The following is a 23,484-nucleotide window of genomic DNA, read 5'->3' on the forward strand; positions in this document are numbered from 1 at the left end:
AATGACTCAAAGCAACCAAGAAGCGCTGGTCAAATCCTTTAAACAACTTCTCAAGGAAGAACGTTGCGGCTCTCAAAGCGAGATTGTCTCTGCTTTGCAGGCTCAGGGATTCGACAACATCAGCCAATCCAAAGTATCCCGCATGTTGACCAAATTCGGCGCGGTGCGTACCCGCAATGCCCGCCAGGAAATGGTCTATTGCCTGCCCGCCGAGTTGGGGGTTCCCACCGCCAGCAGCCAGCTGAAAAACCTGGTTGTCGATATCGACCACAACGAGTCGATGATCGTTATCCAGACCAGCCCCGGCTCGGCCCAGCTGATCGCCAGGCTGTTGGACTCGTTCACCAAGGCCGACGGCATCATGGGCACCATAGCGGGCGATGACACCATCATGGTGATCCCCACCCGTATCAGCCATATTCGGGATACCCTGAAAATGATCAACGACCTGTTCAGGTAACCCTGACAGGTCGTAAGAAAAGGGCGCTCAGGCGCCCTTTTTGCTTATTTACTGATCTTGAACTCGGGGTAGGCTTCCATACCGCATTCGGCCATGTCCACACCCTCGTACTCTTCCTCTTCGCTGACCCGCAGGCCAATGATTTTCTTGAGGACGAACCAGACGATAAAGGATGTAACGAATACCCACAGGAAGATGCTCGCCGCACCGATCAGCTGCACCTTGAAGGTGGCTTCGGCGTTGCTCAGCGGCACCGCCAGCACACCCCAAATGCCCACGGTACCGTGCACGGAGATGGCACCCACCGGGTCGTCGACGCGCAGCTTGTCCAGGCCGATAACGGAGAACACCACCAGCACACCACCAATCACACCGATAACGGTAGCCAGCAGCGGGCTCGGGGCCAGAGGCTCGGCAGTAATGGCAACCAGGCCAGCCAAGGCACCGTTGATGGCCATGGTCAGATCCGCTTTACCGAACAGCAGCTTGGCAGTGATAAGCGCGGCCAGAAGGCCACCGGCAGCGGCCATATTGGTGTTTACGAATACCTTGGCCACAGCGTTGGCTTCTTCGACGTTGGAGACTTTCAGCTCCGAGCCACCGTTAAAGCCGAACCAGCCCAGCCACAGGATAAACATACCCAGGGTGGCCAGCGGCAGGTTGGAACCGGGAATGGCGTTAATCTCGCCGTTCTTGCCGTATTTGCCTTTACGGGCACCCAGCAGCAGCACACCAGCCAGGGCGGCAGAAGCGCCGGTCAAGTGCACCACGCCGGAACCGGCGAAGTCGGCAAAGCCCATGGCATCGAGGAAGCCGCCGCCCCACTTCCAGAAACCTTCAATGGGGTAGATAAAGCCGGTCAGCACCACGGAAAAAGCCAGGAACACCCACAGCTTCATCCGTTCGGCCACGGCGCCGGATACCACCGACATGGCGGTAGCCACAAACACCACCTGGAAGAAGAAGTCGGCCATGTGGGAGTAAACCGGGGCATCGTCGCCGCCCTTGAGTACCAGCTCCGCACTGTGGTCGCCACCGATAAGGAAGCTGATACCAGGCCAGAAGCTGTTAACCGCTTCGCCCGGATACATGATGTTGTAACCGCAGATCATGTACATCACGCAGGCAACAGCAAACAGCACGGCGTTTTTGGTCAGGATCTCGGTGGTATTTTTGGCGCGCACCAGCCCCGCTTCGAGCATGGCGAAACCGGCTGCCATCCACATCACGAAAGCGCCCGATACCAACAGGTAAAAGGTGTCGAGCGCGTAGGCTATTTGTACTGATGGTTGATCCATTATCCTCTCCTAAAAATTATTCTCGTTTGGGGGACGAGCTTAGATGGCGTCTTCGTCACGCTCTTCTGTGCGGATACGAACCACGGTTTCCAGGTCTTGCACCCAGATCTTACCGTCGCCCACCTTGCCGGTTTGGGCCGCCTTGAGGATGGCATCAATCACCAGATCGACCTGACTGGCCGTCACTAGGATGTCCAACTGCACCTTAGGCAGGAAATCAATACGGTATTCGGCGCCCCGGTACAGCTCGGTATGGCCGCGTTGGCGGCCGAAGCCGCGCACTTCGCTCACGGTGAGACCATGAACCCCGGCTTCAGTCAGGGCTTCACGGACGTCATCGAGTTTGAAGGGCTTGATAATGGCGGTGACCTTTTTCATCGCCTTTCCTCCTTGTTGACTTTGCTGGACTACTTCAAAGCCCGTGCCAACAGGAAAAGCGATTCAAGATCAATTAATTAGGAAAAAACGTACGGTGAGGGAGGAAATTAACGCACCAGCAGGGAACGCTAATGCACTAAAGTGGTGCAACAAAATCCAACCAAGCCTGTAACAACAGCAAGCCATCTTCCAGGCCGCAATGGCTGCTGGCATCGGCGTCATCCAGGGCCAAGTCAGGGTCTAGGTCCACTTCGTTGTGGTCCAGGCGGTGATGCAGCACGCTCAGCTCGCCCTGCTCGACAACCAACGCCCACTCATGCCCCTCAAAACGCAGATCCCGGCCTTGCTGAAGGCGGGCGATAAGAGTGCTGATCTTGGCCTTGTCAGTGCCCAGCTCGTCTTCAATAAAGCGGCCCATGGCCTCGAAGCCGTATTCCATTTGAATTTGATGGCGGCCATCAAAAGGGTTGAGTCTGAACTGGTATTCCATGGCGGCTCCCCGAATAAAGGAGGCACATTGTATTAGGCGCTCTGGCAGGCGCCAAGGATAATGCCGCTGGCGGCGTCCATCAGTACCTGATGGGTTTGCTCGGCATGGTCGCGGATATGCAGCCGATAATGGTAGTCATCCTCTACCTGCAGCAATTCTGCCGCTTTGATGCGAGCACCAGGAAAAGCGGCCAGCAGGTTGTCGTGCAATTCATCGAAGGGTTTGATGGTGCCGCTTGCCATAACGTCGAGTACATCTTCCGGTTGCATCTCGCGGGCAAAGAGGCTGGCCGAGGCCAAAATAAAGAGGGCGGGTAAGCTTTTGTACAGCTTCATTCAATCTCCTTTTTCTTACTAACGGTGTGTATTCTATCGTATTTCCCTATAAAAGTCCCGCCCCGCTTCTGAAACGGCCCGTTTCCGTTAAGCAAACAGTGGCGCCTGGCCATAAAAAAGCCCCGCTTGAGCGGGGCTTTTTATCATCACCGGCGCTTAGACAGCGGCTTGGATGATCACTTCGTCAGCCTTCTTGGTGTATTGCGCCAATTGGTCGAAGTTCAGGTAGCGGTAAGTGTCGGCCGCGGTGGCGTCCAGCTCACGGGCATACTGCAGGTATTCGGCCGGCGTCGGCAGTTTACCCAGGATGGCGGCAACAGCAGCCAGCTCGGCAGAGGCCAGGAACACATTGGCCCCTTTACCCAGACGGTTCGGGAAGTTCCGGGTAGAGGTGGACACCACAGTAGTGTTATCGCCTACCCGGGCCTGGTTACCCATACACAGGGAGCAACCGGGGATCTCGATGCGGGCACCGGAGCGGCCGAAGATGCTGTAGTAGCCTTCTTCGGTCAGCTGGTCGCGGTCCATTTTGGTGGGCGGCGCGATCCACAGGCGAGTTTCCAGTTGGCCGCTGAAGTTGTTCAGCAGTTTACCGGCGGCACGGAAGTGGCCGATGTTGGTCATACAGGAACCGATGAACACCTCGTCGATGCTCTCACCGGCAACGGTAGACAACAGACGGGCATCGTCCGGGTCGTTCGGCGCGCAGAGGATAGGCTCTTTGATGTCGGCCAGATCGATTTCGATGATCTCGGCGTATTCGGCGTCGGCATCGGCTTCCATCAGCTCGGGGTTGGCGATCCACTCTTCCATGGCGGTGATGCGGCGCTCGATGGTGCGGCGGTCACCGTAACCTTCGCTGATCATCCACTTGAGCATGACGATGTTGGAGTTCAGGTACTCGATGATCGGCTCTTTATCCAGCTTGATGGTACAGCCGGCAGCAGAACGCTCGGCGGTGGCATCAGCCAGTTCGAAGGCTTGTTCAACCTTCAGGGTCGGCAGACCTTCGATCTCCAGTACGCGGCCGGAGAAGGCGTTTTTCTTGCCTTGCTTCTCAACGGTCAGCAGGCCCTTCTGGATGGCGGCGTAAGGGATGGCATGCACCAAGTCGCGCAGGGTGATGCCAGGCTGCATTTCGCCTTTGAAGCGCACCAGCACAGACTCAGGCATATCCAGGGGCATAACGCCGGTAGCCGCGGCAAAAGCCACCAGGCCGGAGCCGGCCGGGAAGGAAATGCCGATGGGGAAACGGGTGTGGGAGTCACCGCCGGTGCCGACGGTGTCGGGCAGCAGCATGCGGTTCAGCCAGGAGTGGATAACACCGTCACCGGGGCGCAGGGACACGCCGCCACGGTTCATGATGAAGTCGGGCAGAGTGTGGTGGGTCTCGACGTCAACCGGCTTGGGATAAGCAGCGGTGTGGCAGAAGGACTGCATGGTGAGATCGGCACTAAAGCCCAGGCAGGCCAGGTCTTTGAGTTCGTCACGGGTCATGGGACCGGTGGTGTCCTGGGAGCCAACGGTGGTCATCTTCGGCTCGCAGTACTGACCGGGGCGCACGCCCTTAACGCCACAGGCTTTACCGACCATTTTCTGGGCCAGGGTGTAACCCTTGTTGGACTCTTGCACGGCAGCAGCGCGGCGGAATTCGGTGGAGTGACCCAGACCCAGGGCTTCGCGGGCCTTGTCGGTCAGGCCACGGCCGATGATCAGCGGAATACGGCCGCCGGCGCGCACTTCGTCCAGCAACACGTCGGTTTTCAGTTCGAACTGGGCCAGCACTTCGCCGCTGTCGTGGCGAACGATTTTGCCTTCATAGGGCAGGATGTCGATGACATCGCCCATCTCCAGTTTGGAGACGTCCACTTCGATGGGCAGAGCGCCGGCATCTTCCATGGTGTTGAAGAAGATCGGGGCAATCTTGCCGCCCAGGCAGACACCGCCAGCGCGCTTGTTGGGCACGTTGGGGATGTCGTCGCCCATGAACCACAGCACGGAGTTGGTGGCGGATTTACGGGAAGAACCGGTACCCACAACGTCACCCACGTAGGCCAGCGGGAAGCCTTTTTCTTTGAGCTTGTCGATGGTGGTGATGGGGCCGATTTCGCCGTCTTTATCCGGGTCGATGCCGGGACGCGCCATTTTCAGCATGGCCAGGGCGTGCAGCGGGATGTCGGGGCGTGACCAGGCGTCCTGGGCAGGAGACAGGTCGTCGGTGTTGGTTTCGCCAGGTACCTTGAATACGGTAACGGTGATCTTCTCGGCAACGCCGTTGCGGGCTTTGAACCACTCGGCTTCGGCCCAGGACTCAACCACTTTCTTGGCAACTGCGTTGCCGGCTTTCATTTTCTCAACCACATCGTGGAAGGCGTCGAACATCAGCAGGGTGTGGGACAGGGCCTCACCGGCGATGGCAGCCAGGGCGCTGTCGTCCAACAGGGCGATCAGCGGCTCGATGTTGTAGCCGCCCTGCATGGTGCCCAGCAGTTGGGTGGCTTTTTCTTTGGAGACAATAGGAGACTGAGCCTGGCCCTGGGCCACGGCAGCCAGGAAACCGGCTTTAACATAGGCGGCTTCGTCAACGCCTGGGGGAATGCGGTTTTCCAGCAGGTCCAGCAGGAAGGCTTCTTCGCCAGCTGGGGGATTTTTCAGGAGATCAACCAGTTGCGCGGTTTGCTCGGCGGAAAGGGGCTTGGGTACAACGCCTTGAGCGGCGCGTTCTTCAACATGCTTACGATAGGCTTCTAGCACGACTCGATCCTCTTGTGTAGCAGGCCAGACGAGGCCTACCGGTTTGTCTTTCGGGCCAGGCCCGTGGAGGTGCGGCGATTATAGCGATTTTGTGACCAGAATTGAATTTGCGAAAAATAAAAAACGCTGCCATTTGGCAGCGTTTTTCCACAACAAACTGTTGTGATCACTTCAAGTTCTGTTGCATCAGATTGTAGATGCGCTGGTACTCGTCCAGCCAGCTGGAAGGCTGACGGAAGCCGTGGTGCTCCACCGGATAGGGCGCCACGCTGAAATGATTGGTCTTATGCAGCTCAATCAGATGCTGAACCATTCGTACCGAATCCTGGAAGAACACGTTGTCATCAAGGATGCCGGACATGATCAGCAGTTGGCTCTGAAGGTTCTTGGCAAAGTAAATGGGCGAGCTGCGGTGATAGGCAATGGGGTCATTGCCGGGCAGGTTGAGGATATTGGCGGTGTAGGGCGCATTGTAGTTGGCCCAATCCGCCACCGGGCGCAGCGCCGCACCGGCCTTAAACAAATCAGGCGCGGTATAGAGGCTCATAAAGGTCAAAAAGCCGCCATAGGAGCCGCCGTAGGTGCCTACCCGGCTCTTGTCCACGCCGTACTTGCTGGCCATGTAGTTGACGCCGTCCTTGAGATCCTGCACCTCGGGGGTACCCATCTGGCGATAGATGGCGGTACGCCAGTCGCGGCCGTAGCCCTCGGAGGCGCGGTAATCCATGTCCATCACCACATAGCCCTGGCTGGCCAGCATGCTGTTGAACATGAACTCGCGGAAGTAATCGCTCCAGCCCATGTCCACTTCTTGCAGGTAGCCGGCGCCGTGGTTAAACACTACCGCCGGGTAATGCTTGGCAGGGTCGAAGTTCTTGGGCAGGTAAATCTTGGCGTAGATAGGCTGCTGAGTGTGGCTGGAAGGAATGGCCACAATCTTGGGCGCTATCCAGGGGCTGTCCTCAAAGGCCTTGCTGACGGTGTGGGTCAGCTGCTTGGGGGTACCGCCGCTGGTATTGAGGCTGTAAAGCTCCGGCGGGCTCAGCACCTTGGAGTGGGTCAGCACCAGCTCCTTGTTGTCCGGGCTTAGCACGAAATCGGTCATGCCGTTGAGGTCGGTCAGCGCGGTCTGGGTGTCGCTGGCCAAATCCAGCTTATACACCTCGTAGATGCCGGGGTGCTTGACGTTACCCTTGAAGTAGATGCTTTGCTCATCTGCGCTCAGCACCGGGTCATGCACTTCCCAGGCGCCGTGAGTCAGCTGCTTGGCTTTGCCGCCCCAGGGTTTGAGGTAGAGGTGGCTGTAACCAGACTCTTCAGACTGATACCAGAGGCTGTCGTTTTTCAGCCAGCCAAAATCGTTGAACTGATAGTTGACCCAGGCATCGTCGTGCAAGTGGTGCTGGGTGGTAAGGCCGCCGGTTTTCAGGTCGGCTGTGACCAGCCAGCGGTCTTTGTTGTCTTCGGCTTCCAACATCAACGCCAGTTTGCCGTCGTCGCTCCACTGGATGGGCAGTTGGTGGCCGCTCCAGTCTTCAATCAGGTGCACGGCGCGGGGGCCCTTGAAGGGCTCGACCTGGTAACCGGCCTTGCGGTTTTCTTCACGCACCTTGGCCAGGGGATCTTTGTCGATGCCGGGCAGATCGCTAAGGGCCAAATCTTTTTTGGCACGGGTTTTGAGGTCGATAACGGTGAATACCTGCGGGTTCGGCTTCCACTCGGCCACCCGCTGGCGCACCTGGCGTACTTCAATTTCACCGCTGCGGCCCAGGTAGTTGGGCATGATGTCCTTGTCGGCGCGCTCCGGGGTGTCGTTCTCGGTCACCACCACCAATTTGCTGCCGTCCTTGGACAGGCTCAACTCCACCAGACGGCGGCCTTCACCCAGGTAAAAGGGCTCGGGGTTGGCGGTGGGGTCGGCGGCTTGCAGCTTGTCTTCTTCCGCCAGCTGCGCTTTGGGATCTTGGTAGTACTTCTTGTCTACCCATTGCAGCAGTTTCTTCTGCTCGGTCTCCAGGTAGCCTTTGGCTTCCTTGAGTTTTTCCGGCTGTTTTTTCAGCTCGACGCTGGCCAGCATCCGCACCAGGCCGGAGGCCGGGTCGACAGTGTAGATGGCATTGCCGCGCTGAAAAGCGATGCGCCCGTCACTCAAAAACTGGGGATCGCTGTCGCTGTCACTGGTGCCGGTCAGCTGGCGTACCTGGCCCTGTTGCTGCAGGTAAAGGTTGCCTTGGTAGCTGTAGGCGTGGCGACCGTTTTGCCAGACACCACCATCGACGTGCTGGTAGCGGTCCTGGTCGGCAACCTTTGCCACCTTGCCGGCTTTGACCGTCATCAGATCATAGAGCTCGCTGCTTTCACGCTGCTGCCAGAAATACACCTGGCCGTCGGCGCCAACAAAGGGCTGCTGAGGGCTGCGAGCGATCCACTGGGGGTCGCTCATGATCTGTTCCAGGGTCGGGTGGCCGCTGGCATCACGCATGGTGGCCGGCGTCTGTACCTGGTAATCGGGCTTGGCCGCCGCGGCGGGGGTCTGGGTGCTGCTTTGGGTCGTAGCGCAGGCGCTCAGCACCACGGATAGCGCCAGGGGGATCAGGGCTTTTTTCATTTTTTACTCCCGGGAATGACAAGCAAACAGCCTCCCGAAGGAGGCTGTTTAACTTCAGCTGAAGGTACTTTGTACCACTTCTGCTTACCAGATCTTCACACGTTTATCGGGTGCGATGTACATCTTGTCGCCTTCTTTGACGTCAAACGCCTGGTAGAAGGCCGGCAGGTTGGCCACGGTACCGTTGGCGCGGTACTGGCTTGGGCTGTGGGGGTCGGTATTGAGACGCTTGCGCAGCTCCGCTTCGCGGTAGTTGCGGCGCCACACCTGGGCCCAACCGATAAAGAAGCGTTGGTCGCCGGTGAAGCCGTCCATCACCGGGGCTTCTTTGCCGTCCAGGCTCATGTGATAAGCCTTGTAGGCCATGGTCAGGCCACCCAGGTCACCGATGTTTTCACCCAGGGTGAAGCTGCCGTTAACGTGGGCATCGGGGTACGGGTAGTAGCTGGAGTACTGCGCAGCCAGCTGGCCGGTACGCTCTTTGAACTGCTTGAGATCTTCGGTAGTCCACCAGTTGCGCAGGTTGCCGTCGCCGTCGAAGTTGGCGCCGGAGTCGTCGAAGCCGTGGCCGATTTCGTGGCCGATAACGGCACCGATACCACCGTAGTTAACGGCGTCGTCGGCGTTCATATCGAAGAACGGCGGCTGCAGGATGGCGGCCGGGAACACGATTTCGTTGGCAACCGGGTTGTAGTAGGCGTTAACGGTTTGCGGCGTCATGCCCCACTCGCTGCGGTCAACCGGCTTGCTGAGTTTATCCAGCATGTCTTTGTATTCAAAGGCAGCATAACGGCGGTAGTTGCCGATCAGCTCGTCAGCCTTAATTTCCAGACCGTTGTAGGACTTCCACTTGTCGGGGTAGCCGATTTTGGGCGTGAACTTGGACAGTTTGACCAAAGCGGCCTTTTTGGTGTCTTCGCTCATCCAGTCCAGGTGCTTGATGGAGTCGCCATAGGCGGCCAGGATGTTGTTGACCAGCTTCTCCATGCGCACTTTGGCTTCAGGCTTGAAGTTGCGAGCCACGTACTCCTTGCCCACCATCATGCCCAGTACGTTGTCGGTGGCGTCTACCGCTTGCTTCCAACGGGGGGATTGCTCTTCGGTACCGGACAGCAGTTTGCCGTGGAAATCGAAGTGGCGGTCGGCAATTTTCTTGGGCAGCAGGTTGCCGTAGTTGTCGACCAGATGGAAGGCCATGTAGGACTTCCAAGTATCAACCGGTACCTTGCCAAACAGCTTGCCGAAATCTTCAAAGTAGGAAGGCTGGCCAACGATGAGGTCATGGGCAGCATCCAGGCCGGAGGCCTCGGCATACTGGTCGAAGTAGAAGGTTTTCAAGGTTTTGGCCAGGGTAGCGGCCGCTTCCTTGTTGTAGGTGGCGTTCGGGTCGCGGTTTTTCACCTTGTCCCACTGGGCCTTGGCCAGTTGGGTTTCCAGGGCCAGTACCGCCTTGGCACGCTGCTCGGTGTTGTCAAAACCGGCGTTGGCCAGTTGATCAGACACGTACTGCACGTAGGCGTCACGGATCTTCTGGTACTTGTCGGATTTATCCAGGTAGTAGTCGCGGTTGGGCAGGCCCAGGCCGGATTGGTCGACGTACGCGGCGTTTTTCAACGAATCCTTGGCGTCGGCATAGACATAAAAGCCAAATGGCAGGGTTACGCCTTGCAGAGCCAGAACACCCATTTCCTTGGACACGCCGGCGTGGCTGTCGAGATCGCGAATGGTGTTCAGATCGCCCTGAATGGGGCTAAGGCCCAGCTGCTCAATCAGATCGGTATTCATGTAGGACTTGTAGAAGTCGCCGATCTTCTGGTCGTTGGAGTCTTTGGCCGCGTTGGTTTTGGCCGCCGCTTCCTCGATGATGGTTTTCAGCGCCTGCTGGCTGTCGTCGTACAGTTTGGAGAAGGCGCCGTAGTTGGACTTGTCGGCAGGGATGGGGGTGTTTTTCAGCCAGGTGCCGTCGACGTAGTGGTAGAAGTCATCCTTAGGGGAAATACTTTTGTCGAAGTTGGCCAGCTCAATGCCGGAACTCAGGGCTTTTTGTTCTTTTACGGCAGGTGCCGGGGTAGCTGCAGTGTCGGTGGTCTGCTGGGCACAGGCAACCAGGCCCATGCCGAGGGCCACGGCCAGGGCCAGATGGCTCAGTTTGGTCATGTTCTAGTCCTTGTTTATTTTATTGACAACGGGCCATGTTACAAAGTGAAGACAGGTCCGCAAAGCCTCTCTTCTTTAGCAAATGTTTCAGCCCGCTTGCCGCTTGTTCCAGTCCAATAGCCAACGCTTCAGGTCAGACAGCTCCATGGGCTTGGCGTAGTAATAACCCTGTACCCTATAACAGCCCAGGGCCAGGCACAGATCCAACTGCTCTTCGGTTTCCACCCCCTCGGCCACCACTTTAAGGCCAAGGTTGCGGGCCAAATCCACCACCGAGCGGACGATAGCGGCGTCAGCTTCGCTTTCGGTAAGGTCGCGCACAAAGGACTTATCGACCTTAAGCTCGTTCACCGCAAACTGTTTGAGATAGGCCAGGGAAGAATAGCCGGTACCGAAGTCGTCCACCGCCACCGACACCCCCAAGGCCCGCAGAGCCGAGAGGTGCTCGCGGGCAGTACCCACTTCGCGCATCAGGGTAGACTCGGTGATCTCCAGGCACAAAAGATGCGGGGCAAGACCGGTTTCAGCCAGCATCAGCCTTACCTGGTCAACAAAGTCGGGCTGGCGAAAATGCGCCGCCGAGATGTTGGTATTGAGGGTCAGCGGCTTTTTCAGGCTGGTGTTGAGCTGGCTTATCCCCTGCAGGGCTTTTCTCAGCACCTGCTCGTCTAGGGCGGCAATCAAACCGCAGCTTTCGGCTACCTTGATGAAGGTGTCGGGGTTGACCAGCCCTTCTCGGGGGTGATGCCAGCGCACCAAGGCTTCCACCGCTACCACCAACTCCCCTTCCAGCACGTCCACCTGGGGCTGGTAGACCACAAAGAACTCGTCCCGCTCCAGGGCCAGGCGCAGATCGGACTCGAGCTGGATAAGCCGCATCGCCTCGATGTTGCGGGCATGGCTGTAGAACTGCATGTTGTTCCGGCCTTCGTCCTTGGCGTGGTACATGGCCATGTCGGCATTACGCAGCAGCGCCTCGGGCTGGTTGCCGTCGTCGGGAAACAGGCTGACCCCAATGCTGGTGGACAGGAAGAACTGACGACCATAAATATTAAACGGCATGGCCAGGGCTTCGAGCAACGACTCGCAAAGCGGCACTATCTGCTCTGGGCCGCTGATGTCTTGGATGATCACCACGAATTCATCGCCGCCCAGGCGTGCCACCGTGTCCTTCTCCCCCACCACTTCTTGCAGGCGGCTGGCAGCCTCAATCAGCAGGCCGTCCCCTACCCTGTGGCCGTAGGTGTCGTTGACCATTTTGAAACGGTCCAGATCCATAAACAGCAATGCTAGGCTGGACTCGTTGCCCTGGGCTTTTTCCAAGGCCTGGGTCAGGCGCTTCATAAAAAGGCCCCGGTTAGGGAGGCCGGTCAGCACGTCGTAATTGGCCAGGCGCCGCAGCTCAAACTCGGCGGACTTACGCTCGGTCATATCGGAGAACACCACCACAAAGTGGCTACTGGAGGAGGCGCTGTCATCCATGTGGGAGATGTTGAGCCAAAGGGCACAAAGGCTGCCGTCACGGCGGCGCAGGCTGCACTCGCCGGTCCAAGCGCCTTTTGCCAGCACCGCCTGCCACAGATCGGTGTCTAAAAATTCCTCGGACAACAACACACCCAGATCCCGGTCTTGCAACTGGGCTCTGTCAAAGCCGGAGATACGTTCCACCGCCGGATTAACCGACAATATGGCCTTGTCGCTGCTGAGAATGAGCACCCCTTCGGCCGTGTTCTCAAAGGCCCTGGCGTAGAGGTTTATCTCCCCTTCCAATTGCTTACGCTCAGTCACATCCTGGTAGATACCGGAAACCCGCAGCGCCCGGCCACGGCTGTCGATATCCACCACCCGGCCAACAGCGTGGATCCAGCGCCAGTGCTCGCCCAGCTTGAGCCGATGCTCGACGTCATAACGCAGGCTCTTGCCTTCAAGGTGTTCTTGCCAAAGCTTAGTGATGTGCTCCCAGTCGTCGATGTGAATGGGCATTTTGTCGAAGGGCACCACTAGCACGCCGGTTTCGGTTTCCGGCCGGGAGACTGTAAAGGCGTCTGCCGCCGCATCCCAAGTCCAGGTATTGACGTTGGCTCCCAGCATCGCCAGGCGCAGCTGATGCTCGGACTCGGCCACCAGGTTATAGGCCTTTTGCAGGTGTAAACGCTGGCGCCGACGCTGCTGGCCAAAAGCCAGGGCCAGCAAGATAACCAGCGCCGCCAGCAGGGCAAAAAAGCCATAGCTGCGGTACCAGGGCGTGGCCACTTCCAGGGTTAGCACTTCCGGGTCGTCACGCCAGCGCCCTTGCTCGGCATGCCAGATGCTGAGCTGATGCACGCCGTATTCAAGATTACCCAGCACAATGGGGGACTCGGAGGTGAGGTCAATAGCCCGGCTTTGCCCCGAAACCTGGTAGCGAAAATGTGGCAAGCGCTTGGAGGCATAGTTTTGCGAGCCAAGCTGAATGCTGAGCAAGCTTAAATCTGCCGGTAATTGCAGGGTTTTGACGGTATTCCACAGCAAAGTGGAATTGCCAGCTACTGTGCTGGCTTCCATGTACACCACACCGCTACGGGCATCATTTTGCCGATGCTTGAGGCTGTCCTTGGCAAAGGCAGCCACGCCGGAGGCGCTGCCAACCCAGAGGGTGCCGTCGTCGGTGATAAAACCGCCGCCTTCATTAAGTTCATCGTCCGGCAAGCCATCTTCTTCAAAAAAGGCGTCCACCTGCTGAGGCTGGGTATCGAGTTTTACCCGGGCCACCATATTCTGCAGCCCCACGTAAAGTCGGTTGTTGTGATGCACCAAGAAGTACACCGCTTGATTTGGCAGTTCCCAAAGGGTGTTCATTTGGGTCCACTTAGGTGCGGCTTGCTGCCACTCGTAACGCCAAACACCTTCCTTGCCGAACCCCACCAACAAGGAACCGTCATCCATGGCGTCAAGGGCATTGACCCGCCGCCCCGGCAGGTCGTCCACCGGCTGCCACTGGCCGTCTTTTTCATATAACAAGCCAGCGGCACCACCGGCCCAAGTCCGAGTCCCTTGACGGGCAAAGACCTTAACCGAGTCCAGGGGTTTGCCTTCAGCATTGCGGTTCCAGCCCTGCACCTTGCCGTCTTGAACGCTGAGTAGGCTGTCGGCACCGCCGATCAATAAACGGTTGTTTTCGGCACTCATCCCCAGGCAGGCTTGACCGTCCCAAAGGGTGCCTTGCAACGGCGAGGAAAACTGCGCGCTGGCCGGGTCAAACAAAAAAGTGCCGCCCAGGCCACACACGGCTATCTGCCCCTGGTAACCAATCACGTCATAAAAGCCGTCATTGGCCCCCATATTCTGAGGGTGAAATAGCTGATGTTGTTGGTCGATGCGCTCAAGGCCAGCATCGGTAGCCAACCAGAGTACCCCGTCCGGTTGACGATAGATGCTCCAGACAATATCCGAAGCCAATGCCGGCTCGGTCCGGCGACTGTATTGCTCAACTGGCTTGGTGGCTTTGGGAATAAGGGCCAAGACCCCTTCGCCCAACGCACCAGCCCAGACCAGGCCGTTGTGGTCGACAAGGATATGGTCCAAGCCTTCAACAGCCGCCTGATTGTGAATAACGTCGGAGAAATCGACCCGTTGCTCGCCTTGCCCAGACCAACGCTGAATACCGTAACGGCCGGTGAGGTAATAACTGCCCTGGCCGTCTTCGGCTATCTTGCGCACAAAGCCACTGAGCTTAGGCTGCAACTGCCAGCCGTTATCTCCCAACGTAGCAGTGAACAGGCCTTTGTCAGAGCTAAGCCACAACTGCCCTTGGCGATCGACATAGAGCGACTTGGGAGTGCCATAACGGCTTTTGGCAAGAGAAATAGCGCTAGTTGTGCCGCTTTGCGGGTCAAACGCCACCAGTTGGCGCACCGACAGCAGGTAAATAAAGCGGTTGTCACTGGCTAAAGAGCGCCAGCGATCACGCAGGGTAAAGCGGGGTTCAAGATGAATATCCCCCTGCTGCAAATAGGCCAGTTTGTCTGAGCCCAGTTGCATCCATAGGCGCTGCTGGCTTCGAGTAAAGGCATTGATACCACCGGGGTTGAGGAGCGGCTCTTCCTTGATACGGGCAAGGGTAGTCAGGCCCGCCGTCTCGGACCAATGCACCAGGGCATTGCTGGTACCGATATAGAAGCCGTCTTGATCCCTTATCAGGCTGTTGACCACTTGGTCGACGCCATCGGGCATGGGGATCAGCAGCGCCTTGGTCTGGGTCAGCCGAAACAAGCCATCCGAGGTGCCAGCCCACATGTCGCCCTGAGCATCTTCCAGCAACCCATTAACCCAGGCGTTGGGTAACCCTTCCTGAGCCGTCCATTGGCGGATCAATACATCATTGGCCGCAGCGGCAGCAACGCTACCACTGCATACCAAGAGCAATCCGAACAGCCATCGCCACATATCAAGGCCTGTTGAGGGCAAAAACACGCCGAAAGTTTACCACCGATTGTTAATGTACAGCAGAGACCAGTTAACACTGTGGCGCCGCCAAGCTCACAAAAAGGACATCAAAAATCGGTGCCCAAAGACAGGTAAAAACTGGACTCGTCCTCCGAGTTTTGCCCATAGGCAAGGAACAGCGGCCCCAGGGGGCTGTCGACCCCGGCGTAAATGCTGCCGGCCTTGATGAGGGCGTTGCCACGGAAGCTGACATCTTGCTTTTGCTCCCAGACATTTCCCGCTTCCAGGGTCATGCCAAGGTAAACCGGGCTTTTGAAAAAGCCGAAGTTGTTCTCGAAGACCCGATAGCTGTAATCCACCGAGGCAAAGCGCAGGTACTTGCCCGACACCGCCAGCCGCCCAAAACCCGACAGGTTGCGAAAGCCCCCCAGCTCAAAGGTGGTAAGGGGCTGGGTTTTGTCGTTTAAATAAGAGCCGGTACGAAGGTCAAAAGCCAGCGCATGGTTGCCGCTGGAAAAGGCCGGGTGCCAGCGCACCAGATAATAAGAGTTGGTGCTGCTATCCCCCAGCACGCGGTCTTCGGTGCGGCGCAGCTCTACCCTCCAGCGCTGGCCATGGCGTGGAAAATTACGGCTGTCGAGGGTGTCGTGCTCCCAAAGAAGAAAAGGTCCATGCTGCTGAAAATGCAGGTTGTTGGCGCCCAGTAGCGGCTGTAAGTAAAGCCCCAAATCATCTTCGATACTGCCGTCCACATAGCGCCAACCCAGTTGCAGGCGCGACCAGCGGCTGAAGTTGCTGCCAAGGGCCGCCTTGTAGGTGGTGGTGGTACGGTCAAATTCCAGCAGGTAGTTGATGTCTCCGTTTGCCAAATATTCGCGCAGCGGCATGCGTTGGTATTCGATATTGCCTTGGGCAAAAAAGTGCTGCTCGGCGTCAAATGGCCAATAAAGCTCGGTCATGGCACGCTGGGACTGGCCAATTTCCAACTCGTTATGCCACTCGGCACCAAAGCGTGACAGTTTGGTGCGGGTATAGGACATGCCCAGTTGGTAATCAGAGGCGTCGGTGAAATTATCCTCCAGCGCCAGCTTGAAGTTTAAGTAACCCGGCCCCCAGGAACGCTCATGGGTGCGCACGTGCAGCACCCTTTTACCGGCCTCGCTCTGAAGCTCAAAATCAATGCGCTCAAACAGTTCGGTGGCATAAAGGCGATTGATGCCCTTTTCGATGCGCTGCTCGTCGTAGCGCTGGCCGGCCCCAACGCCGAGTTGCTCCAGCAGCCAGCGCGAATCCAGATCGCTGGCCCCTTCAATCACCACCGCGTCAATAACCGGGTTTTGTGGCCCTTGTTGCAGGTCTTGCCGCCATTGCTTATATGCCGTTGGCGTTAAGGCATAAACGGAGACGTTGTCCAAGGCACTGGCCGCCGCTTTTTCGCCTTGTTCCATGGCCTTGCCCACCCCTTGAAAATCGAGCATGGAAATAGCGTCAAGGTCGGGTTTTATCAGCAGATCCCGGCCGCTTAGCAGCGCTTTTTGCCGGTCCATGTTGTCGCGTACCAAGAACCGCGACAGCTGGTCGAGAATGGCCAGAGCGGAATTGAGTTCGCCCCGGCCATGGAAGGGGGAGTTCACATCCACGGCGATAACGATATCGGCGCCCATGGCCTTGGCCACATCGACGGGCATGTTGTTGACCACACCGCCGTCCACCAGCATCAAACCGTCAATTTCTACCGGCTGCACTATGCCGGGCACCGCCATCGACGCCTGCATGGCCTGAGCCAGATTGCCGCGCTCAAGCACCACCACCTCTTTGGTCTCGATATTGGTGGCCACGCAGCGAAAAGGAATGGGCAGTGAGTCAAAACTTGCCAGGTCCGGCATGCCGCCAAGGCTCTGGCGGATAAGCCCCATCATGCCCTGGCCCTGCAGGAATCCTTTGGGGACCTTTATTTGGCCATTGTCACTGAGCCCCAGATTGAGGCCCAGCTGAAAGCGGTCGCGTTGCTCTTTTTTACGAAGGCTCTGGGCACTACGGGGAGGATCTTCCTGGTAGCCTTGGTTCCAGTCGAGGTTTTGCATTATTGCCGCTATCTCATCAGCGCTTTTCCCCGACGCATAAAGACCCCCAACAAAAGCCCCCATGGAGGTACCGGTGATGATATCCACCGGGATATGCCGCTCTTCGAGCGCTTTGAGTACCCCCACATGGGCCGCGCCCCTGGCGCCGCCGCCCGCCAATACCAGGGCGATGCGCGGCCGCGTTACGGGCGGCTCAGGATCATCATCCGGCAGGTCTGCGGTGGCAAAAAGCGGCACTAAGGCGAGAAGGAAAAGCAGGCGCTGCATTAAAAAATCCTTTTATTACCAGCGCCTAAGATTAGCCCTCGCGATGTAAAGTGCCAAGTCGCGCCACATCGCTAAGCCCCTGCGTCAGCTCAACGGCCAGCGCATCCAGCCATTGATAACGCTGGCGATACTGGCTGCGCTTTTTGCTGGCCACTTCTTCCAAGGGTTTGCGGGGCAAGGACACCGGCAAGGCCCAAAGGTTGGCGTCTATCGCTTCACCGCCACACTCGGCCCACAGCGCGTCGTAATCGGTCTTGACCTTACTTTTACGCTGGTAGCGGCGGCTGGAAAAAATGTGCCCCTGATTGGACACCGCCTGGATAAAGCGGCAGTGCCAGGCCTCAGCCACCATGCCCAACAAGGCCAATGCAAGCACCTTGGGGCGCACACCAAAGCAGTGACGGGTCAAAGCACGAATGTCGTCTTCATTAAAGGGGCTGTCTTTGCCCGGCCCTTGCAAACAACCGATAAAGAGCCCGGTTTGGCCTTGCTCGTTTTGAGTCAACGAGAAGGTCACCGAATAAAAACGCTCACCGTCCATGCGCATGACCAGGGTCAGCTCCCCTTCCCGCTGGAACTGGGGAATGTACTCAAGGCGCACTTCCACGCATCGCCCATCGGCACCGTCAAAGCGGCACAAGGTCAGGCCCCGTTCCAGATACAGTGCCAAGGCGGGCCGCGACCACAGTTGCATCAACAGCCAATAATGACGGGCCAACATGGTGTGGCGCTGCTGGGGGCTGAACTTGGCCATCAGGTAGGGCTTGAAGATCTTCTCCACCGCCCGGGCATGGCGGTGCAGCACCAATTGCAGGCCTGGAGGGCTAAACAGCGCCAAGGTGCGCTGATACAAGGTGCTGTAAAAGAGACTGCGGCCCATGAACAGCAAACGTTTTTTAAGTTGGTGGGCTGAACGGCCAGGGTAGATCTGCGCCGCCATAGACTGGCGACTGGGGAAATAAGGTGTGTACGGCATCACTCACACTCGCACTTAACTACGATTTTATCGTAATTTTAATTCGCCATGGATTTACCTTAGCTAAACGAATACACCGCTGATCGGATGATCCCGAGCCGGGCCCATCTCAGGGGAGCACTCTTGGCCTTCTGCGGGTATAATGCCGGCCCGCAACCGTTTTCCATGGCTAAAAACTGCTGGAGATCCTATGAAAGTCGCTATCGTGATGGGCTCACGCTCTGATTGGGAAACCATGAGAGGCGCCTCAGAAATGCTGGACCGCCTGGGTGTGCCCCACCATGTTGAAGTGGTATCTGCCCACCGCACCCCGGAAAAACTGGTTGATTTCGCGAAAGGCGCCCAAGACAAAGGCTTTCATGTGATCATCGGTGGCGCCGGTGGCGCTGCCCACCTGCCGGGTATGATTGCCTCCATGACCCCGCTGCCGGTACTGGGCGTACCGGTGCAAAGCAAGGCCTTATCCGGCCTCGACAGCCTGCTTTCTATCGTACAGATGCCCAAAGGCATCGCCGTTGGCACCTTGGCCATCGGTACCGCAGGTGCCGCCAACGCCGGGCTCTTGGCCGCGCAGATCGTCGCCCTGCACGACGCCAAAGTGGCGGCGCACCTGGATGATTTTCGTAAAGAACAAACCGAGGCGGTGCTGGCCAATCCAGACCCGAGGAAACCGGCATGAAAGGCCTGGTGATCGGCGCCGGCCAGCTTGGCGCCATGATGGGGGAAGTAGCCTGGCGCCTGGGCATTGAGCTGTGGCGCTACTGCCCTGACACCCACCGCTATTTCTTCGGCACCGAGATGGACGCCCGTGGCGATACCGGCCCCGTGGATTTTGACTGGGTGACCGCCGAGCGCGAGCTGCTGCCGCAGACCCCCTTTCACGGTGTGCTGCTGAATCTTGCCACCTACCAGTTGGTGAGCGACCGCCTGCCTCAGAAAAAGCTCTACGACCAGTTGGGCTTGCCCACCGCCCCTTGGGGCGAACTCAAAACCGGTGAGTCTGCCGACGCCTTGCTGGCCAAGCTGGGGACTCGCCTGGTGGTCAAAGCCCGCCAGGGCGGCTACGACGGCAAGGGCCAGTGGCGGGTCAGCGAGCCGGGTTTTGTATCCGAGGCTGATTGCATCGGTGAAGCCATGATCCCCTTTAGTCGGGAAGTGTCTATCGTCGGCGTGCGGGGCGCGGATGGCCGCAAACTGTTCTACCCGGTGGTAGAAAACGTCCACCAGGACGGCATCCTGGTTGAGACCCTGGCCCCGGCCCCCGAGGCAGGCAAATGGCAAGCAGAGGCAGAGCGTATTCTCGGCACCTTGATGGACCACCTGCAATACGTGGGCGTGATGGCGGTTGAGCTCTTTGATTGTGGCGACAAGCTGCTTATCAACGAGATGGCGCCCCGGGTACACAACTCCGGCCACTGGAGCCAGGACGGTGCCAACGTCTGCCAGTTCGAGCTGCATCTGCGCGCCGTGGCCGGCCTGCCGCTTCCTGAAAAACTGAGCTGGGTTCCCACCCGCATGGATAACCTGATTGGGGTGGCGCTGGACTACCAGTGGCTGGCCGGCAACGGCAAGGTCCATTGGTACAACAAGGAACCGAGGCCGGGCCGTAAGGTCGGCCATATCAACACCTTGCTTTGATAGAACGGCTGAGCCTCTTTTAGGCGCAAAAAGCCCCGGCGCGGTTCACCTGCCGGGGCTTTTTGTTAAGGGCGTCCCGGCCAGCTATTAATGCCTAGGCCCAGCCAATAAAAAAGCCGCCCATCGGGCGGCTTTTTCGCATCAACAAGAGGCTTATTTTTTCTTCTTGGCCTTGGGGTTCGGCAGGTCGGTGATGGACCCTTCGTACACTTCGGCAGCCAGACCCACAGACTCGTGCAGAGTCGGGTGAGCGTGGATGGTCAGCGCGATGTCTTCGGCGTCGCAGCCCATCTCGATGGCCAGGCCAATTTCGCCCAGCAGTTCGCCGGCGTTGCTACCGATAGTAGCGCCGCCGATGATGCGGTGGGTGTTCTTGTCGAAAATCAGCTTGGTCATGCCGTCAGAGGTATCAGAGGCGATGGCACGGCCGCTGGCGGCCCAGGGGAAGTTGGACACTTCGTACTCGATGCCTTTCTCTTTGGCTTCTTTCTCGGTCAGGCCAACCCAGGCCAGTTCCGGATCGGTATAGGCGATGGACGGAATGACTTTCGGGTCAAAGTAGTGCTTGAGGCCGGAGGCCACTTCGGCCGCTACGTGACCTTCGTGCACGGCTTTGTGGGCCAGCATCGGCTGACCAACGATGTCGCCGATGGCGAAGATGTTGGACACGTTGGTGCGCATTTGCTTGTCGACCGCGATAAAGCCGCGCTCATCAACGTTGACGCCAGCTTTGTCGGCGTCAATCAGCTTGCCGTTGGGGGTACGGCCGATAGCCACCAGCACGGCGTCGTAACGTACCGGTTCAGCCGGGGCGTTCTTGCCTTCCATGGTGACGTAGATGCCGTCTTCTTTGGCTTCTACGGCAGTCACCTTGGTTTCCAGCATCAGGTTCATTTTTTTGCTGATGCGCTTGGTGAAGATCTTGATGACGTCTTTGTCGGCAGCCGGTACCAGCTGGTCGAACATTTCAACCACGTCGATTTCAGAGCCCAGTGCTTTGTAGACGGTGCCCATTTCCAGGCCGATGATACCGCCGCCCATCACCAGCATTTTCTTGGGGATGAAGCGCAGTTCGAGGGCGCCGGTGCTGTCCCAGATCCGCTCGTCCTGCGGAATGAACGGCAGGTTGATGGGACGGGAACCGGCAGCAATGATGGCCTGCTCGAAGTTGATGGTGGTCTTGCCGCCTTCACCTTCGACTTCCAGGGTGTTGGCACCGGTGAATTTACCGAAGCCCTGCACCACTTTGACCTTACGCATTTTGGCCATGCCAGCCAGGCCGCCGGTCAGTTGGCCCAGCACCTTGTTCTTGTGCTCACGCAGCTTGTCCAGATCCACCTCGGGCTTGCCGAAGGTGACACCGTGGCTTTCCATGGTGCCCGCTTCGTCAATAACCTTGGCAACGTGCAGCAGGGCTTTGGAAGGAATACAGCCCACATTCAGACAGACACCGCCCAGGGTGCTGTAACGCTCAACGATGACGGTGTCCAGACCGAGATCGGCAGCACGGAAGGCCGCGGAGTAACCCCCCGGACCAGAACCCAGCACAACGACTTGTGCTTTGATTTCGTTGCTCATTGTTTACCTCGTTATTCTTTGCGCGGTGCCACTCCTGTAGGGCATCGCAAGTGTAACGCTATAAAAACGAGGGGGCAAAGCCCCCTCGTTGTTTACAGAATGATTTGACGCAGATCGCCAAGCAGACCAGACAGAGTGGTAATGAAGCGCGCACCGTCGGCGCCATCGATCACCCTGTGGTCATAAGACATGGCCAGCGGCGTCATCAGGCGAGGTTCGAATTCCTTACCGTTCCACTTGGGTTTGAAGTCGGCTTTGGACACACCCAGGATGGCCACATCCGGCGCGTTGACGATAGGCGTGAACTGGGTTCCGCCGATACCGCCGAGGCTGGAGATGGTGAAGCTGGAGCCCTGCATGTCGGCCGCGGTCAGTTTACCGGCGCGGGCCTTGGCAGAGATCTCACCCAGCTCTTTGGCCAGGTCGTAGATGCCCTTCTTGTTGACATCACGGACCACAGGCACCACCAGGCCATTGGGGGTGTCGACAGCGATACCGATGTGGACGAATTTCTTCATCACCAGGGTTTCGCCGTCATCACCGATGGAGCAGTTGAACTTGGGATGCAGCTCCAGGGCCTTGGCCACCGCTTTCATGATGAAAATAAGCGGCGAGATCTTGAAGCTTTCTTTCTGCTTGGCCAACAGGTCGTTCTGGCTCTTGCGGAAGGCTTCCAGTTCGGTGGTGTCGGCTTCGTCAAACTGGGTAACGTGGGGAATTTGTACCCAGTTACGGTGCAGGTTGGGGCCGGAGATCTTCTGGATGCGGCTCATCTTGACCACTTCCACTTCCCCGAACTTGCTCCAATCAACCTTGGGCCAATCGATCACCGACACATTGCCGCCACCGCTGCTGGCAGAGCCGCTGGCCTTGGGCCGGGCCAGCTCCGCTTTCACGAAGTTCTGCACGTCTTCTTTGAGAATACGGCTCTTGCGACCGGTGCCCTTTACCAGGGTCAGGTCGACACCGAATTCACGGGCCAAGCGGCGCACCGACGGGCTGGCATGCACCAGGCCGGAGGGCTCTTTGGCACCGGCAGAAGGATGATGCGGTACCGGCGGCGGCTTGGCAGCCTGAGCCGGGGCAGCGCTGGGTGCAGCAGCGGCAGGGGCAGCAGCTGCAGGAGCCGCGGCCGGGGCTGCGCCCTGGGTTTCAACGCGGACAATCAAGCTGCCTTCGTTGATGGCGTCACCGGTTTTCACCAAGACTTCTTTGACCACGCCGGCAAAGGGCGCCGGGACTTCCATGGCGGCTTTGTCGCCTTCCACGGAAATCAGGCCTTGCTCGGCTTCGACGCTGTCGCCAACCGCCACCAGCACTTCAACGACCTGCACTTCACCGCCGGCATCCGGCAGGGCAACGTCTTTGACTTCCTTGGCAGCAGGGGCCGCCGCCGGAGCGGGGGCCGCAGTCTGCTCGGCAGCAGGTGCCGCACTGGCAGCTGGTGCCGCAGCGCCGGTTTCAATGATGGCGACCAGAGCGCCTTCAGAGATCTTGTCGCCGGTTTTCACCTTCACTTCGACAATCTTGCCAGCCAGCGGGCTGGGCACTTCCATGGCGGCTTTGTCGCCTTCCACAGAGGCCAGGCCCTGGTCTACTTCCACCACGTCGCCCACAGCAACCAGCACTTCCACCACTTCCACTTCACCGCCAGCATCGGGCAGGTGAATTTCCTGGCGCTCGGTGGCACCGGAGGCAGCCGCAGGGGCGGCGGCCGGAGCAGGCGCTTGCGCCTTGGGCGCTTCTTGGGCAGCAGGGGCGGCTTCTTCTTTGGCAGGCGCAGCAGCGGCTGCGCCTACTTCGATGGTGCCGATTTTGTCACCGGTAGAGACCTTGTCGCCTTCTTTGACGGTCAGGCTCTTGATGGTGCCGGCAAAAGGCGCCGGCACGTCCATGGCAGCCTTGTCCCCTTCAACGGAGATAAGACCTTGTTCTTCTTCAACGCTGTCGCCCACGCTCACCAGGAGCTCGGTGACGTCCACCGCGTCGCTGCCGATGTCGGGCACGATCAGATCACGAGTCTCTGCCATTGCTCT

The 23,484-nt window shown here is 58.3% G+C and carries 15 protein-coding genes; 3 read left to right on the forward strand and 12 right to left on the reverse strand.

Annotation, left to right across the window (positions count from 1 at the left end; translation table 11 throughout):
- Position 1 precedes the first annotated feature (1 nt).
- Positions 2-460 (forward strand): transcriptional regulator ArgR, encoded by a 459-nt coding sequence (gene argR / locus EDC28_RS02120; RefSeq protein ID WP_050659181.1) that lies wholly within the window; start codon positions 2-4, stop codon positions 458-460.
- A gap of 44 nt (positions 461-504) precedes the next feature.
- Here argR and EDC28_RS02125 read toward each other — a convergent pair whose 3' ends face one another.
- The 10 genes from EDC28_RS02125 to EDC28_RS02170 form a co-directional block, all read right to left on the reverse strand.
- On the reverse strand, positions 505-1,758 hold the full coding sequence (locus tag EDC28_RS02125) for an ammonium transporter (RefSeq protein WP_050659137.1): 1,254 nt from the start codon (positions 1,756-1,758) through the stop codon (positions 505-507).
- A gap of 39 nt (positions 1,759-1,797) precedes the next feature.
- Positions 1,798-2,136 (reverse strand): P-II family nitrogen regulator, encoded by a 339-nt coding sequence (locus EDC28_RS02130; RefSeq protein ID WP_050659136.1) that lies wholly within the window; start codon positions 2,134-2,136, stop codon positions 1,798-1,800.
- Between the two features lie 136 nt (positions 2,137-2,272).
- Positions 2,273-2,626 carry a YacL family protein gene (locus EDC28_RS02135; RefSeq protein ID WP_123420500.1) on the reverse strand — a complete coding sequence of 118 codons (354 nt, stop codon included), beginning with the start codon at positions 2,624-2,626 and terminating at the stop codon, positions 2,273-2,275.
- Positions 2,627-2,658: 32 nt separating this feature from the next.
- On the reverse strand, positions 2,659-2,961 hold the full coding sequence (locus tag EDC28_RS02140) for a hypothetical protein (RefSeq protein WP_050659134.1): 303 nt from the start codon (positions 2,959-2,961) through the stop codon (positions 2,659-2,661).
- 156 nt (positions 2,962-3,117) lie between these two features.
- Entirely contained in the window at positions 3,118-5,715 is a 2,598-nt protein-coding gene (gene acnB / locus EDC28_RS02145; protein WP_123420501.1) for a bifunctional aconitate hydratase 2/2-methylisocitrate dehydratase, read from the reverse strand.
- Between the two features lie 166 nt (positions 5,716-5,881).
- Positions 5,882-8,323: a S9 family peptidase gene (locus EDC28_RS02150; RefSeq protein WP_123420502.1), complete on the reverse strand. Its 2,442-nt coding sequence runs from the start codon at positions 8,321-8,323 to the stop codon at positions 5,882-5,884.
- An 84-nt stretch (positions 8,324-8,407) separates the two neighbouring features.
- Positions 8,408-10,480, reverse strand: a complete 2,073-nt coding sequence (locus EDC28_RS02155) for a M13 family metallopeptidase (protein WP_123420503.1) — start codon at positions 10,478-10,480, stop codon at positions 8,408-8,410.
- An 87-nt stretch (positions 10,481-10,567) separates the two neighbouring features.
- On the reverse strand, positions 10,568-14,905 hold the full coding sequence (locus tag EDC28_RS02160) for an EAL domain-containing protein (protein WP_123420504.1): 4,338 nt from the start codon (positions 14,903-14,905) through the stop codon (positions 10,568-10,570).
- 107 nt (positions 14,906-15,012) lie between these two features.
- Positions 15,013-17,256 carry a patatin-like phospholipase family protein gene (locus EDC28_RS02165; RefSeq protein ID WP_123420505.1) on the reverse strand — a complete coding sequence of 748 codons (2,244 nt, stop codon included), beginning with the start codon at positions 17,254-17,256 and terminating at the stop codon, positions 15,013-15,015.
- A 31-nt stretch (positions 17,257-17,287) separates the two neighbouring features.
- A complete protein-coding gene (locus tag EDC28_RS02170) occupies positions 17,288-18,232 on the reverse strand; it encodes a VirK/YbjX family protein (RefSeq protein WP_123420506.1) in 945 nt (314 codons plus the stop codon).
- A 142-nt stretch (positions 18,233-18,374) separates the two neighbouring features.
- Here EDC28_RS02170 and purE point away from each other — a divergent pair, with 142 nt between their 5' ends.
- Both purE and EDC28_RS02180 read left to right on the forward strand, forming a co-directional pair.
- Positions 18,375-18,911: a 5-(carboxyamino)imidazole ribonucleotide mutase gene (gene purE, locus EDC28_RS02175; protein WP_336391480.1), complete on the forward strand. Its 537-nt coding sequence runs from the start codon at positions 18,375-18,377 to the stop codon at positions 18,909-18,911.
- The gene (locus EDC28_RS02180; RefSeq protein ID WP_123420508.1) at positions 18,908-19,870 is read left to right on the forward strand and encodes an ATP-grasp domain-containing protein; all 963 of its coding nucleotides are present in this window, start codon (positions 18,908-18,910) and stop codon (positions 19,868-19,870) included. Before purE ends, EDC28_RS02180 begins: the two co-directional genes overlap by 4 nt.
- A gap of 153 nt (positions 19,871-20,023) precedes the next feature.
- Here EDC28_RS02180 and lpdA read toward each other — a convergent pair whose 3' ends face one another.
- Together lpdA and aceF are read right to left on the reverse strand one after the other, a co-directional pair.
- Positions 20,024-21,448 (reverse strand): dihydrolipoyl dehydrogenase, encoded by a 1,425-nt coding sequence (gene lpdA / locus EDC28_RS02185; protein WP_123420509.1) that lies wholly within the window; start codon positions 21,446-21,448, stop codon positions 20,024-20,026.
- A 92-nt stretch (positions 21,449-21,540) separates the two neighbouring features.
- Positions 21,541-23,478, reverse strand: a complete 1,938-nt coding sequence (gene aceF, locus EDC28_RS02190; RefSeq protein ID WP_123420510.1) for a pyruvate dehydrogenase complex dihydrolipoyllysine-residue acetyltransferase — start codon at positions 23,476-23,478, stop codon at positions 21,541-21,543.
- Between the last annotated feature and the right edge of the window lie 6 nt (positions 23,479-23,484).

The sequence above is a fragment of the Gallaecimonas pentaromativorans genome, assembly GCF_003751625.1.
In the GTDB taxonomy this organism is placed as follows: Bacteria; Pseudomonadota; Gammaproteobacteria; order Enterobacterales; family Gallaecimonadaceae; genus Gallaecimonas; species Gallaecimonas pentaromativorans.